We start from the raw sequence: 13310 nt of genomic DNA, 5'->3' as shown, positions 1-13310 counted from the left end.
GTCGTTATGCGGCAAGCGTCAGGGTAGCTGAATGCTGTTCGTAGGCGATTGGTGCCTGCTGTCCGTTCGCCGAGTGCCGTCGGCGGGTGTTGTAGCGGGTGGTCCAGCGGAAGACCGCCAGGCGGCAGGCACGGGCCCCGTCGAAGCGGCGGGCGCCACGGAGCGTCTCGCGTTTGAGGGTCGCGTTGAACGACTCGGCGAGGGCGTTGTCCGCGCTGGTCCCGACCGCGCCCATGGACTGCTTCACCTCCAACTCGGTACATAGGGCCGCGAATTCACGGGAGCTGTACTGGGCTCCGTGATCGCTGTGGAAGACGGCGCCGGCCAGGCTGCCCCGCGTCCGGGCGGCGGCCCGGAGCGCGTCGGTGACCAGCGAGGTGCGCATGTGGTCGGCGACCGACCAGCCCACCAGCCGCCGCGAGAAGCAGTCGATCACGGTCGCCGGATACAGGAACTCGCCGTCGCCCACCGGCAGGTACGTGATGTCGCCGACGTACTTCGTGTTGGGTGCGCTCGCGGTGAAGTCGCGCCCCAGCAGGTCGGGCATCGCTGCGGCGGACGGTTCGGGCACGGTGGTGACCTGGCGCTTACGCAGCCGCAGCCCGGCGATGCCGTACTTGCGCATGACTCGTCCGACGCGCTTGTGGTTCACGCGCTCGCCGTCCTCGCGCAGATCAGCGGTGATACGGGGCCGGCCGTAGGTGCCGTCCCATTCGGCGTGCACGGCCCTGATCCGCTCGGCGAGAGCGACGTCGGCCTGTTCACGCGCGGCGCGGGCCGCGCGGCCGGCCCGCCACTTGTAGAAGCTGGAGCGGGCGACCTCCAGCACCTGACACAACCGCTTCACGCCCCAGGCGCGGTGATGGTCCTCGACGAACTGGAAGCGGCTGGTCACCAGGTCATCTCTTGTGCGAAAAACTTCGTCGCCTTGCGGAGAATGTCCCGTTCGGTGGCGAGTTTCTGCATCTCCTTGCGCGCTGCCGCCAGCTCCCGGCGCAGGGCCTCGTTCTCGGCCTGAAGCTCCTCGGCCGTCGGCGGGGAATCCACCCTGTTCTTCTCCGTGCTCGTCGTGCTGCCCCCGCCGTGGCGGGCCCGTTCGGCCCGCACCCAGTTACGCAGCGTCTCGCGGCTGATCCCCAGATCCTTGCCGATGCCCTCGAAGGTGTGGCTCGGGTCCGACAGGTACAGCGCGACAGCGTCCGCCTTGAACTCGGGCGAGTAGACCTTCATCACCATAAAAGATGCCTCCCACCCGGCCCCTGCCGGGGCCGGGCTCAGAGGTGTCCACCACTCGGGGACAGGTCCCGGCCGCGGCCGGGAAATTCGCCGCCACCGCCGACCGCGGCCGTGCGCGACGAACCCGCGCCGCCCGCCGCCCGTCATGGGGGACCCGGGGCGATCGGCCGCCGAACGATTGCGCGCCCAGCGGGCCGACCAGCCCCCGACGGCATCTGCACGGCTGGTGCAAGCCCGTCCTGGGCCACGGGCGCGCCCACGTGCCGTGCCGGGGGCTCTCCCCACGCCCTCCGTCTTCCGCGCCTTCATCGCCATTGTCGGCACCGGTGGTGGCAAGCTAGACTCTTCACGTGTCAGAAGTTTCTTACACGTAGAGGTGTTCTGTGACAGCAAGCGGCCCGAGCGGAGACGAACTGGTCGAGATGCTGGCGGCGCTCGCCCATCCGATTCGGCTGCGCATCGTCGCGACACTGGCCGGGGGCCGCGACTACGTGAGCCGGCTGGCCCGCGAGATGGGAGTGAGCCGTCCGCTCCTGCACATGCACCTGCGGCGGCTGGAAGCCGCGGGCCTGGTCGTCGGCCGACTGGAGCTGTCCGAGGACGGCAAGGCCATGAAGTACTACGACATCACCGACTTCAGCCTGCACCTGACCGCGTCGGCCGTGGCCGAGGCGGCCAAGACCCTCACCAAGCAGGACCCGGAGAAGGGTCCCCGACCCAAGGAGCACACCTGATGGACCCCTTCGGAGGGGAAATGTCCTGGCCTTCGGCGATCTTCCTCGTTGCCGTGGTCATCGTGGCGGCCTTCTTGGTCGCCATAGTCATCGTCGGCCTGTTCGACACCCGCAAGGAGAAGCACTCGGCCGCCCGAGCGGAAGACCTGCGGCAGCTCGCACATCGTTTCGAACAACTGGCCGATAACACCCTCGACGCGCAGAAACGCGTGGCCGCCGACCTGGCCGAGCTGCGTGCGCGGACCGCGTCGATCGAACAGATTCTGCTGAGCGTCGAATGAGAGGAGGCACCATGCGAGGCATCCGGTTCCACACCTACGGCCCACCCGGGGTCCTTGAACTAGAGGACCTCGACATGCCCGTCGTCGGCGACGACGACGTGCTCGTCCGCGTCCGGGCCGCTTCGGTCAATCCGCTGGACTGGCACACCATGCGGGGCACGCCCTACATCACGCGGGTGCAGGGCGGGCTGTCACGGCCCAGGACCGGCCGACTGGGCGCCGACCTGGCGGGGCACGTCGAAGCGGTCGGCAAGAACGTCACCACGTTACGGGCGGGAGACGAGGTGTTCGGATGCCAGGGGCTTGACCGTCTGGGTACGTTCGCCGAGTACGTGACGATCCGCCACGACGCCGGAGTGGTGAAGAAGCCGGCCGGCCTGACCTTCGCTCAGGCCGCGTCCGTGCCGGTAGCGGCGCTCACCGCCTACCTGGCCCTGCACCGCCACGGGCGGCTGCGAGACGGGCACGCGGTACTGGTCAACGGCGCGGCGGGCGGCGTGGGGACGTTCGCGGTGCAGATCGCCGGGGCACTGGGTGCCGACGTGACCGGCGTGTGCAGCACCGCGAACGTGGAGATGGTCCGGACCCTCGGCGCCCACCACGTCGTCGACTACACCCAGCAGGACTTCACCACCGGCGAGCGGCGCTACGACCTCATCCTCGACAACGTGGGCAACCGTCCGCTGTCGGCGTACCGGCGGGTGCTCGCCCCGGAGGGGACGCTCGTCCTCGTCAGCGGCGCGGGAGGCCGCTTCCTCGGCCCCCTGGGCCGGGTGGCCCGTGCGCTCGTGCTGTCGCGCTTCACGCGGCAGCGGCTGGTCTTCTTCATCACGGACCCCGCCCAGGACGGCCTGGAGGCGGTCCGCGACCTGCTCGAATCCGGAAAGGTCGCGCCGGTCATCGACCGGACCTATCCCCTGAGCGAGCTCCCCGAGGCCATCGGCTACCTCGAAGCCGGGCACGCCCAGGGCAAGGTCGTCGTCACCCTCTGAGCCTGGCGTTACTGACGTTCGGCTCGGCAGGGTGCATCTGGTGAAGTGCCTGGTCGGCTCGGAGCGGTGACTGCATGCCGTGGTGTGCGAGATACGGCGACGGGGGCGGGGTGACCGCTGCAGGGCGTCGGCGCCGACGAGTCTGTACGAAGGCAGGCCGCCGCGCCTGCGCGCTTCCCGCCCCGATGTCCGGATCTTGAGTGGGAACGTATCGACCACGACCGTGACCTGGGCGTCACTTGCGCCTGGCTGTGCGCGACCGGCTGCGGGTGCGGGACGCGCTCCGCTCCCGCCAGGCCCGGGCCGAGGTGTCGGCGCTCAGCGCCGACACCGGCCGCAAGGGGCAGGCCCGCTGGACCATGCGTCGGTTGAGTCGGCCCGGAGCGCGGTGCTGCTGTTGCCACCGGTCCGTTTCTCCGGGCCGCTCGCCGAACCCGGCGTGCGGTTGGGTAGGCCGCCAGCAAGGTGCCTGTGACCAGGCCCTTTTCCAACGGCCTCCACCGAACCGGACGTGCGACGTCAATCGCATCCGGCTCTCCAGTGCCTCTTCTTCTCATGAGTTCTGCCGCGAAGGGCGTCCACTGAACCTGGATCCACCGCGTGAATTCTGATCTTCAGTATCGGGTGGGCTCGGGGTGATCTTTCGGGGTGCGGGCAGCGCGATGGGCTGGGTGGCCGTCCGGTGCTGGGTCTCCGAGGTCCTTCCGGATCGCGGGCGGCAGGGTGGTCGCCCGGTTCAGGTGAGCATGCGCTGACCGGTGGCTGTCCACAGGGAGGTGCCTTGCCACGTGGGACTGATGTGGGCGTAGGAACTCCCATCATCCCAGGCCAGCAGGCACCTCTTCTCCATTCGTCGCCCGCAGACCGACCATCACGCGGCGGATCCAGGTTCAGCAAGCACTTCCAGCCATTGTGCGAGGGGGCACACGGGGCGCATGCCCGGGCTGCGGAGCCAGCCGCGGGGTCACCGGCGTGCGCGTGCCGTGCGACAGCGCGCGAAGACGGTCGTCACGTCCCAGCCCCGCCGGCCTCCCCGTGCAGTGGGCTCGGTGAGGGCCGGCGGGTAGAGTGCACGACCATGACCACGCGGCTCGCCGACATCGCCGCCCGGGCGGGCGTCAGCAAGGCCACGGTCAGCCGCGTGCTCAACGGAAACCGCGGTGTGGCCGCGGACACCCGCGATTCCGTGCTCGCCGCACTCGACGCGCTGGGCTACGCCCACCCCATGCGGCAGCGTCGCAGGGGGCTGGTCGGCCTGATCACACCGGAGCTGGAGAACCCCGTCTTCCCCGCGCTGGCCGAGGTGATGGGGCAGGCGCTGACACGCCAGGGGTACACGCCGGTGCTCGCCACGCGGCCGCCCGGTGGCTCGAGCGAGGACGAACTGACGGAGGTACTCGTCAGCCGCGGGGTGTCCGGCATCGTCTTCGTCTCCGGACCGCACACCGGGACCGCACGGTACGACCGGCTGCGCGAACGGCACGTGCCCTTCGTACTCGTCAACGGGTTCTCCCCCCGGATCAAGGCGCACTTCGTCTCCCCGGACGACCGGGCGGCCATGCGTCTGGCCGTGGCGCACCTGGCCGAACTGGGGCACGAGCGGATCGGGCTCGCGCTCGGCCCGGTGCGCTTGGTGCCGGTACAGCGCAAGATCGAGGGGTTCCGCGACGGCATGCACGAGCAACTGGGACTGACCGCACGGGAGTCCCGGGAACTGGTCCAGCACTCGCTGTTCTCCTTGGAGGGGGGCCAGGCCGCGGCGTCCGCCCTGATCGACCGGGGCTGTACGGCCGTCATGTGCGCCAGCGACATGATGGCTCTCGGCGCCGTCCGGGCCGCACGGCAGAGGGGGCTCACGGTTCCCGGTGAGATCTCGGTCGTCGGCTTCGACGACTCGCCGCTCACCGCCTTCACGGACCCTCCCCTGACCACCATCAGACAGCCTGTCAAGGCGATGGGGCAGATCGCCGTGGACGCGCTGCTGGAGGAGATGGCCGGGAGGCCGACGCCGCGCACCGAGTTCGTCTTCATGCCGGAACTGGTGGTCCGGGGCTCCACCGCCGCCGGACCGCGACGCGGTCGGCGCCCGGCCGACGTGCGCTGACGGCCGCCGGTCGGATCGGACCCGGTGGACCGCCGCGCGCCGACGGGGCGCAGTGCGCCGCCCCGGCGGCCGGGGCCCGGTCGGCTGCGCCCGACCGCCCGTGGTCCGCGCCCGCTCGTCCCGAAGAGCACCACCGGGCCGCGCACACTCCACTCCCGCTCGCTCCACGGCACCCACGTCCGGGGCGTCTGCCGGCCGGTGCGCGTCGCCCGCGACCGCTCATCCCTGAACCCACCGCCCGGGCGGGCAACGCGCCTCCTCCCGTCAGGCGGCGGCGAGCAGCGGACGCCACCAGTCCGCGTGGCGTCCGTACCACTGTGCGGTGTCGGCCAGGGCGGCGGTGAAGTCGACGCGGGGCCGGTAGCCGAGTTCGGTGGTGATCTTGCCGTGGTCGACCGCGTAACGCCGGTCGTGGCCCTTGCGGTTCTCCACGTGCTCGATGCGCTCCGGGCCCGCGCCGCACAGGGCGAGCAGCCGGTGGGTGAGTTCGAGGTTGGACAGCGAGGTGCCGCCGCCGATGTTGTAGATCTCCCCCGGCCGGCCCGACAGACGGACCAGTTCGAGGGCCCGGACGTGGTCGTCGACGTGCAGCCAGTCCCGCTCGTACCGTCCGTCGCCGTAGAGCGGAACGGTGGCGCCGGACAGCAGGCGGGCCAGGAAGCGCGGGATGAGCTTCTCCGGATGCTGGTGGGGGCCGAAGTTGTTCGAGCAGCGTGTCACCCGGACGTCCAGGCCGTGTGTGTGGTGGTGGGCCAGGGCGATGAGGTCCGAGGCGGCCTTCGACGCCGCGTAGGGCGAGGACGGACGCAGGACGTCGGTCTCCTTGGCGGCCCCGTGCGGGAGGGAGCCGTACACCTCGTCGGTGGAGACGTGCACGAAGGTGCGCACGTCGTGGCGCAGCGCGGCGTCGAGCAGGACCTGGGTGCCGAGCACGTTGGTGCGGGTGAAGGAACCGCCGTCGGCGATCGAGCGGTCGACGTGCGACTCGGCCGCGAAGTGCACGATCTGGTCGTGGCGTCGGGCCAGCGTGTCGACGAGCGGCGCGTCGCACACGTCGCCCTGGACGAAGGTGAGGTCGGGGTGGTCGCGCACCGCGTGCAGGCGGGCGAGGCTGCCGGCGTAGGTGAGTTTGTCGAGGACGGTCACCGCCGTGCGTCCCGGCACCCGGGACGACAGGAGGCGGCGTACGTAGGAGGAGCCGATGAAACCCGCTCCGCCGGTGACGAGGATGGCTGAGTTCATGGGGTGAGATAGACCTTGCTGTGGTCGCCGATCACCAGCCGGTGAGCCTGCGGAAGACGGGGAGCCGGAGCCACGACGGCGCCGCGGCCGATGAGGGAGGCCTCGATGCGGGAGGCCCCCTCGACCTGGGCGCCGCGCAGCAGGACCGAGTACTCGACGGCGCTGTCCTCGACCCGGCAGTCCTCCCCGATGGAGGTGTACGGGCCGACGCGGGAGTTGCTGACGACCGCACCCGCGCCGATGATCACCGGGCCGACGATGCGTGATCCGCGCACGACCGCGCCCTCGGCCACCCGGACCCGTCCGACCAGCGCGCTGCGGGCGTCGACCTTGCCCTCGATCCGGCCCTCCATCCGGTCCAGGACGTGGCGGTTGACCTCCAGCATGTCCTCCGGGCTGCCGGTGTCGCGCCAGGGCCCGATGGTGGTCTCGGCGCGTACGCGCAGTCCCTGGTCGACCATCCACTGCACGGCGTGGGTGATCTCCAGTTCGCCGCGGGCGGAGGGGGTGATGGCCCGTACCGCCTCGTGGACGGCCGGGCTGAAGGCGTAGACGCCGATGAGCGCGAGGGTGCTGCGGGGGGCGTCGGGCTTCTCCTCCACACGCAGCACGTTCCCTTCGGCGTCGACCTCCGCGACCCCGAACGCGGACGGGTCCTCTACCGGGGTGAGCAGCAGCCTGGCCGCCGCGGGATCGGCGGCCGAGCGGCGGACGAGGCCGGTCAGGCCCTGCTGGAGGTAGTTGTCCCCCAGGTACAGCAGGAAGTCCTCGTCGCCGAGGAAGTCGTGGGCGATGCGCACCGCGTGCGCGATGCCGAGCGGCCGGGACTGCCGCAGATAGGTGATGCGTAAGCCGAAGTCGGCTCCGTCACCGACCAGTTCACGGACATCCCGGCCGTAGGCGCCTACCACGACGCCCACCTCCCGGATGCCCGCCGCGGCGAGGGAGTCCAGCGCGTAGAACAGCACGGGCCTGTTGGCGATGGGGAGCAGCTGCTTGGCGCCGGTGTGCGTGAAGGGTTTCAGTCTGCTGCCGGTGCCACCTGCCAGGACCAGGGCCTTCACCTCGGCCTCCGCGGGGGCGGTCCGGTCTGGGGGCGTGTTCTCACAGGTCCCTCCTCGTATGACGGGAGCGGCGTCGCCGTGGGCACCTCGACTCAAGCAGAGCGCCACCCCCGTCCGCAACAACTTTCTGAAACGATCCGCAAGGTCTTGCAGCAGTCTGCGTTCAAGTGTTTGACTCAAGTCCGAGCCGCCGACAGCGCCGCATCTCGGCGCAGTCGGCCGGCGATCGCGTGCGGCCGGTCCGACGAGCAGGGACAGCGATGACAGGTTTACGGCAGTCACAACACCTGGCACGGGAGGCCCGGCACCTGGCGCCGGGCGCCTCCGAGGAAGCAGTCCACGGACGCCGGGTGTTCGCCGAGGGGCGCGGTCCCGTGCTGACCGACCTCGACGGCAACCAGTACCTCGACTTCGCCGCCGGCACCCTCACCCAGTCCCTGGGCCACGGGCATCCGGAGGTCGTCGAGGCCCTCACCGCCCAGGCCGGCCGCCTGTGGAACGTCCACGACAGCGCCACGCCGGAGCGCGCCGAGCTCCTGGAGCTCCTCGCCAGGCTGCTGCCCGAACAGCTCGACACCTACGCGTTCCTCTCCACCGGCGCGGAGGTGGTCGAGGCCGCCCTGCGGGTCGTCCAGGCGACCGCGCCGCCGGGCCGCAACCGGATCGGCGCCCTGCGCCACGGCTTCCACGGCAAGACCATGGGCGCCCGGATGCTCGTGCACTGGGACATCGGCCACCAGGCCTTCAGCGGCAACAGCGTGCTGGGCTACAGCCCCTACTGCTACCGCTGCCCCCTGGGGCTGGAGTACCCCTCGTGCGACCTGCGCTGCGCGACCCTGGTGCGCCGGCACATCGCCGAGAAGCCCAACGTCTCCGCGCTGGTCTTCGAACCCGTCCTCGGCGCGGCCGGCGTGATCGTGCCTCCCCCGGGCTACTGGGAGCGCGTCGCGGGCGCCTGCCGCGACAGCGGTGTGCTGCTCGTCGCCGACGAGGTCCTGACCGGCGGCGGCCGCACGGGGGCCTTCCTCGCCAGTGAACTCCTCGGCGTCGAGCCGGATCTGGCGATGCTGTCCAAAGGCACGGCGAACGGGTTCCCCTTCGCCCTGCTCGCCGGCCGCGGGGAGCTGCTGCGCAGGCCGGAGGCGGCAGCCCCGGGCGCGTACGCCTCGACGTACGCGAGCAATCCGCTGGGCATCGCCGCCGCCCGCGCCACGCTCGAAGTAGTCGAGCGCGACCGGCTGATCGACCGCGTCCGCGTCCTCGGAGAGATCATGGAGGACCGCCTGCGCACCCTGGAGTCCGCCTTTCCCCAGCTGGGCCAGGTCCGCGGGCTCGGGCTGCTGTGGGGCCTGGAGTTCGTCACCTGTCCCGTCGGCCGCACGCCCGCGCCCGAGGTGGCCCGCGCCGTCTACACGACGGCCCTCGACCTGGGGCTGCGCACCTCCCTGGGGGGCCACATCCTGCGTCTGGCACCGCCGTTCACGCTCGACGAGGCACTGCTCGACGAGGGCCTGCGCCTGCTGGAGAAGGCGATCGAGCGGGTGACGTCGTGATCGTGGCGGAGCATCTGGTCAAGGAGTTCCGGCTCGCCGAACGCAAACCCGGCCTGCTCGGCAGCCTCTCCACCCTCCTCACCCGCCGGTACCGCGTCGTGCGCGCCGTCGACGACGTCTCCTTCGAGATACCGGCCGGCACCAAGACCGCCTACATAGGGGCCAACGGAGCCGGCAAGTCGACCACGATCAAGATGCTGACCGGCATCATGACGCCCACCTCCGGCCGCTGCACGGTCGCCGGGCTGGAGCCGTACCGGCACCGGCAGCGCAACGCCCGCACCATCGGCGTCGTCTTCGGCCAGCGCAGCCAGCTCTGGTGGGACCTGTCGGTACCCGACTCCTTCCGCATCCTGCGCCGCGTCTACGACATCCCCGAACCGGTCTACCGGCGCAACCTCGACCTGTTCCGGGAGCTGCTCGACATCGACGCGCTGGGTTCCACACCCGTACGGCAGCTGAGCCTCGGCCAGCGCATGCGCGCCGAGATCGCGGCGAGCCTGCTGCACGACCCCGCCGTCCTGTTCTGGGACGAGCCCACGATCGGCCTCGACATGGTGCTCAAGGACGCGGTGCGCCAGCTGGTCAACCGCGCCCACCGCGAACTCGGCACCACCGTGGTGCTCACCAGCCACGACATCGCCGACATCGCCGCGATCTGCGACAGCGCCCTGGTCGTCGACCACGGCCGGGTCGTCCACCAGGGGACCCTGCGGGACCTGCTGCGCACGGCCGACCACCGCTCGGTCGTCTTCGACCACCGGGACGGCACCGCGGCCGAGACCGTCCGCAAGCGCGTCGAAGCCGGCCTGCCGGGCGTGCACGCCGCCCCGGACGACGGCGGCCGCATCCGCCTCGACTACCCGGCCGGCCGCTACTCCTCCCGGCAGGTCCTCACCTTCCTCCTGGACCACTTCGACCTCGCCGACTGGTACGCACCCGAACCGGGCCTGGAGGACGTGCTCCGCAGGATCTACGGCGGCTCACGCTCCCCCGGCCACGCACGCGACGGCGCCCTGTGACCGCCCGCCTGCGCCGCTACACGCCGTTCGCCACCAGTGGCCTGCAGTCGCTGCTGCAGTACCGCTCGATGTTCGCGATGACCGCGATGACCGCGGCCGCCGGCGCGGCGGTGACCGTCTTCCTGTGGCGCGCGGTGTACGAGGGCACGCCCGGCCGCGGACCCGGGGGCTTCACCGTGTCCGACATCACCACCTACCTGCTGGTGGCCCAGATCCTGCAGGTGCTGCACACCAACCGGGTGGACGACGAGGTCGCGGCCGAGGTGTACCGGGGGGACGTCGCGGTGATGCTCGTGCGTCCCGTGAGCTACCCGGTGATGCGGTTCTTCGCCTGCCTGCCGGTCGTGGGGGCCAACGCCGTCCTGGTCGGCCTGCCGGTCCTCGGCCTGTTCGCCCTGCTCGTCCCGCTGAGCGTGCCCCGCCCGGCCGATGTGCTGCTGTTCGCCGTCTCCACCGCCCTGTCGGTGCTGCTGGCGTTCTGCGTGAACCTGCTGACCGGCATGACCGGCTTCCTCACCACCAACACATGGGGGGTGCGGATGGTCAAGCAGAGCGTCGTGGCCTTCTTCGCCGGGCAGCTCGTGCCCATCGCGCTCATGCCCGGCCCGCTGGCCGCGGTCGCGAAGGCCCTGCCCTTCCGCGGGATGGTCGACGGTCCGCTGACCCTGCTGCTCGGCCGCTACGACGGCTGGACGGACGCCGCCGGGCTGCTCGCCCAGCAAGTGGGCTGGGCGGCCGCGCTGTCGCTGCTGTGCGCCGTGCTGTGGCGCGCGGCCATGGGACGGCTGGAGGTGCTCGGCGGATGACGCGCACGGTGACGCGGTACCTGGGGCTGGCCTGGTTCCTGGGCGGGGTCGGGCTGCACCGGCTGGCGGCCTACCGCACGGACTTCGTACTCGGCGCGGGCGCCTTCCTGGTGCGGGTCGGCATCCAGACGGCGGTCGTCGGGCTCGTCTTCCGGCAGGTTCCCGCCGTGGGCGGCTGGTCGTACCACGAGGTGCTGTTCCTGCTGGGCTTCTCCCTGCTGCCGCGCGGGCTCGACCACCTCTTCACCGACCAGTTGTGGGAACTGGGCCGCAAACTCGTCCAGCGCGGCGAGTTCTACCGCTACCTCGTCAGGCCGGTCGACCCGCTGTTCTCCCTGCTGTCGGAGCGCTTCTTCCACCCCGACGGCCTCGGTGAACTCGTCGTCGGCGCCGCACTGGTGGGGTACGCGGGAAGCGAACTCGGCCTCACCCTCAGCCCGGTGCAGTGGGCGCTGGCGCCCCTGCTCGTGCTGTGCGGGGCACTGCTGCACACCTCGGTGAAGCTGCTCTTCGCCTCCCTGTCCTTCTGGACCGTGACGAGCATGCCCGCGATGTACGCGGCCAACCAGGTCTCGGAGTTCTCCGCCTACCCCCTGGACATCTACCACCCCTCGCTCAAGGCCCTGCTCACCTGGGTCCTGCCCTTCGCCTTCACCGCCTACGTGCCCTGCAGCTACCTGCTGACCGGCACCACCGGCCTGCTCGGCTGGCTGCCCGTGGTGACCGCCGGCGCCCTGGCACTGGCGCTGTCCGTCTGGCGCCGCGGCGTCAACCGATACGAGATGACCGGGAGTTGAGTCGGGCATGATACGAAACGACGATCTCGGCCCCTTACTGCGCGCCGCCCCCTGGATGCCCGAGGACGGCCGGCGGGCCGAGCGCTTCGAGTGCGTCGACCACGCGCTGCTCGGCACCGCCGCCCGGCTGCTGATCGTGGCCGCCGTGGGCGGACCGGCCGCGGGACGGCGCTACTTCGTCCCGGTGCGGTCCGCGCCCACACCGACCGGCACCGAGGAGGCCCACGGCAGCGCCGAGTTCGAGCCGGCCGTGCTGGACGCGCTCAGCGCCGGGCTCCGCCTGCCCACCGCGCGCGGCGGCCACGTGCTCTTCCGCGGCGCGGGACTGACGGCGCGCTCGGTGCGCCCGCTGCCGTTCGAGCGGGGCTGGTCCTCCAACGTGCTGTCCCTGGTGGAGAACGACGGGACGCCCTACGTCCACAAGACCTACCGGCGGCTGGACGGGACCGTCCGGGAACCGGAACTGCTGCGCCTGATGAACCGGACCGGCCGCACCCCCGACTGGGCCGGCGACTACACCTACACCGACCCCGCGGACGGCACTCGCCACCCCCTGGGCGTGTTCTACCGGTACGCGCCCGGGGACGGGATCGACCTGCCGCTGCGGCACAGCATGCGGTCCCTGTGGCCGAAGGTGACCGACGGCCGGACCCCCGGCGACCTCGACGACCTCGTACGGACCCATCTGCGCCCGCTGGCGGAGAACCTGCGTGACGCCGGGCGCTTCCTGACCGGCTTCCACCGCGACCTCGCCGGCCGGCTCGGCCGAGGCCCCGTACCGCCGTACCCGGTCCGGGAGGTGCTGTCCCGGGCCACCGTCCGGGCGGCCGAACTGGCCTCGGCGGACATCGCCCTGCCCACGGCCCCGCGCACCGCAGCCTTCGCGGCCCTGCGGCGGGAGAGCACCGCGCTGCGCGACGCCTTCGACACCGCCCCGGCGGGGTTCCCCTCCGGGCCGTGCCACGGCGACCTGCACCTGTCCCACCTGCTGTGCCGGCCGCGCGACGACGGCGGCTGGTCGATGAACGTCATCGACATGTCCACCCCCGCCCTCGGCCCCGGCGAGCCGGGCTGGGCCGCGCAGTCACCGGTGCAGGACCTCGTCGCCGTCCAGCGCGCTCTGGAGTACTTCACCGCCGACGAGGCGGCCTTCGAGAGCGCACGGCGCCTCGGCGCCGACTCCTCCGAGACCATGCGGGGCGCGCTGGACGGCGCCGGCGACTGGCGGCCGGGGCCGCGCGCCGAGCTGCGCCTGGTCTTCCACGCCGCCGACGTCTGGCGGGCGCACGTGCTGCGGCTGTTCCTCGGACGAACGGCGGACGACCCCCTGCGCCGGCTGCTGTACCTGGGCCGGCTGCTGCACGAACTCGCCTACAACATCGACCACGCCCGTCCCTACCACGCCGCGATCGACCTGCGCCACGCCCTCGCGCTCGGCGCCCGCCCCCCGGCCCCGACCCTGCCAGCAAGGACGTGAAC

At 71.6% G+C, this 13310-nt stretch carries 12 protein-coding genes; 9 read left to right on the top strand and 3 right to left on the bottom strand.

The genetic code is table 11. The features are described from left to right. Nucleotides 1-4: 4 nt before the first annotated feature. Nucleotides 5-1236, bottom strand: a protein-coding gene (locus DDQ41_RS30860) for an IS3 family transposase (protein WP_373995419.1) whose coding sequence is annotated in 2 segments (ribosomal slippage) — nt 5-910 and nt 913-1236 — 1230 coding nt in all. Because the reading frame shifts where the segments join, the coding sequence is not laid out codon by codon here. Between the two features lie 422 nt (nt 1237-1658). Here DDQ41_RS30860 and DDQ41_RS30855 point away from each other — a divergent pair. The 4 genes from DDQ41_RS30855 (at nt 1659) to DDQ41_RS30840 (ending at nt 5347) form a co-directional block, all read left to right on the top strand. After that, nucleotides 1659-1970: an ArsR/SmtB family transcription factor gene (locus DDQ41_RS30855; RefSeq protein ID WP_216365047.1), complete on the top strand. Its 312-nt coding sequence runs from the start codon at nt 1659-1661 to the stop codon at nt 1968-1970. Next, nucleotides 1970-2251, top strand: coding sequence for a hypothetical protein (locus tag DDQ41_RS30850; protein ID WP_109297416.1), 282 nt, complete (start codon nt 1970-1972; stop codon nt 2249-2251). The genes DDQ41_RS30855 and DDQ41_RS30850 overlap by 1 nt, the downstream gene beginning before the upstream one ends. Nucleotides 2252-2262: 11 nt before the next feature. Beyond that, complete coding sequence (locus DDQ41_RS30845) at nt 2263-3243, top strand: NAD(P)-dependent alcohol dehydrogenase (RefSeq protein WP_109297415.1); 981 nt, start codon at nt 2263-2265, stop codon at nt 3241-3243. Between the two features lie 1078 nt (nt 3244-4321). Beyond that, nucleotides 4322-5347, top strand: a complete 1026-nt coding sequence (locus tag DDQ41_RS30840) for a LacI family DNA-binding transcriptional regulator (protein ID WP_109297414.1) — start codon at nt 4322-4324, stop codon at nt 5345-5347. Between the two features lie 264 nt (nt 5348-5611). Here the strand turns inward: DDQ41_RS30840 and rfbB are convergent, their stop codons facing one another. Beyond that, nucleotides 5612-6589: a dTDP-glucose 4,6-dehydratase gene (gene rfbB / locus DDQ41_RS30835; protein ID WP_109297413.1), complete on the bottom strand. Its 978-nt coding sequence runs from the start codon at nt 6587-6589 to the stop codon at nt 5612-5614. Further along, the gene (locus tag DDQ41_RS30830) at nt 6586-7653 is read right to left on the bottom strand and encodes a glucose-1-phosphate thymidylyltransferase (protein ID WP_109297412.1); all 1068 of its coding nucleotides are present in this window, start codon (nt 7651-7653) and stop codon (nt 6586-6588) included. Before DDQ41_RS30830 ends, rfbB begins: the two co-directional genes overlap by 4 nt. A 260-nt stretch (nt 7654-7913) precedes the next feature. Here DDQ41_RS30830 and DDQ41_RS30825 point away from each other — a divergent pair, with 260 nt between their 5' ends. From DDQ41_RS30825 to DDQ41_RS30805, 5 genes are read left to right on the top strand one after another with little or no spacing between them, the layout of a single operon-like run. Beyond that, nucleotides 7914-9206 (top strand): aspartate aminotransferase family protein, encoded by a 1293-nt coding sequence (locus DDQ41_RS30825; protein ID WP_109297411.1) that lies wholly within the window; start codon nt 7914-7916, stop codon nt 9204-9206. A 2-nt stretch (nt 9207-9208) separates the two neighbouring features. After that, the gene (locus DDQ41_RS30820; protein ID WP_262508630.1) at nt 9209-10228 is read left to right on the top strand and encodes an ABC transporter ATP-binding protein; all 1020 of its coding nucleotides are present in this window, start codon (nt 9209-9211) and stop codon (nt 10226-10228) included. Beyond that, nucleotides 10225-11034 carry an ABC transporter permease gene (locus DDQ41_RS30815; protein ID WP_262508629.1) on the top strand — a complete coding sequence of 270 codons (810 nt, stop codon included), beginning with the start codon at nt 10225-10227 and terminating at the stop codon, nt 11032-11034. The genes DDQ41_RS30820 and DDQ41_RS30815 overlap by 4 nt, the downstream gene beginning before the upstream one ends. Further along, the gene (locus DDQ41_RS30810) at nt 11031-11831 is read left to right on the top strand and encodes an ABC transporter permease (protein WP_109297409.1); all 801 of its coding nucleotides are present in this window, start codon (nt 11031-11033) and stop codon (nt 11829-11831) included. The genes DDQ41_RS30815 and DDQ41_RS30810 overlap by 4 nt, the downstream gene beginning before the upstream one ends. Before the next feature lie 7 nt (nt 11832-11838). Then, the gene (locus DDQ41_RS30805) at nt 11839-13308 is read left to right on the top strand and encodes a phosphotransferase (protein ID WP_109297408.1); all 1470 of its coding nucleotides are present in this window, start codon (nt 11839-11841) and stop codon (nt 13306-13308) included. Nucleotides 13309-13310 lie beyond the last annotated feature (2 nt).

The sequence above is a fragment of the Streptomyces spongiicola genome (genome assembly GCF_003122365.1).
GTDB classification, from domain to species: Bacteria; Actinomycetota; Actinomycetes; order Streptomycetales; family Streptomycetaceae; genus Streptomyces; species Streptomyces spongiicola.
This window is presented reverse-complemented; position numbering and strand designations above follow the sequence as displayed.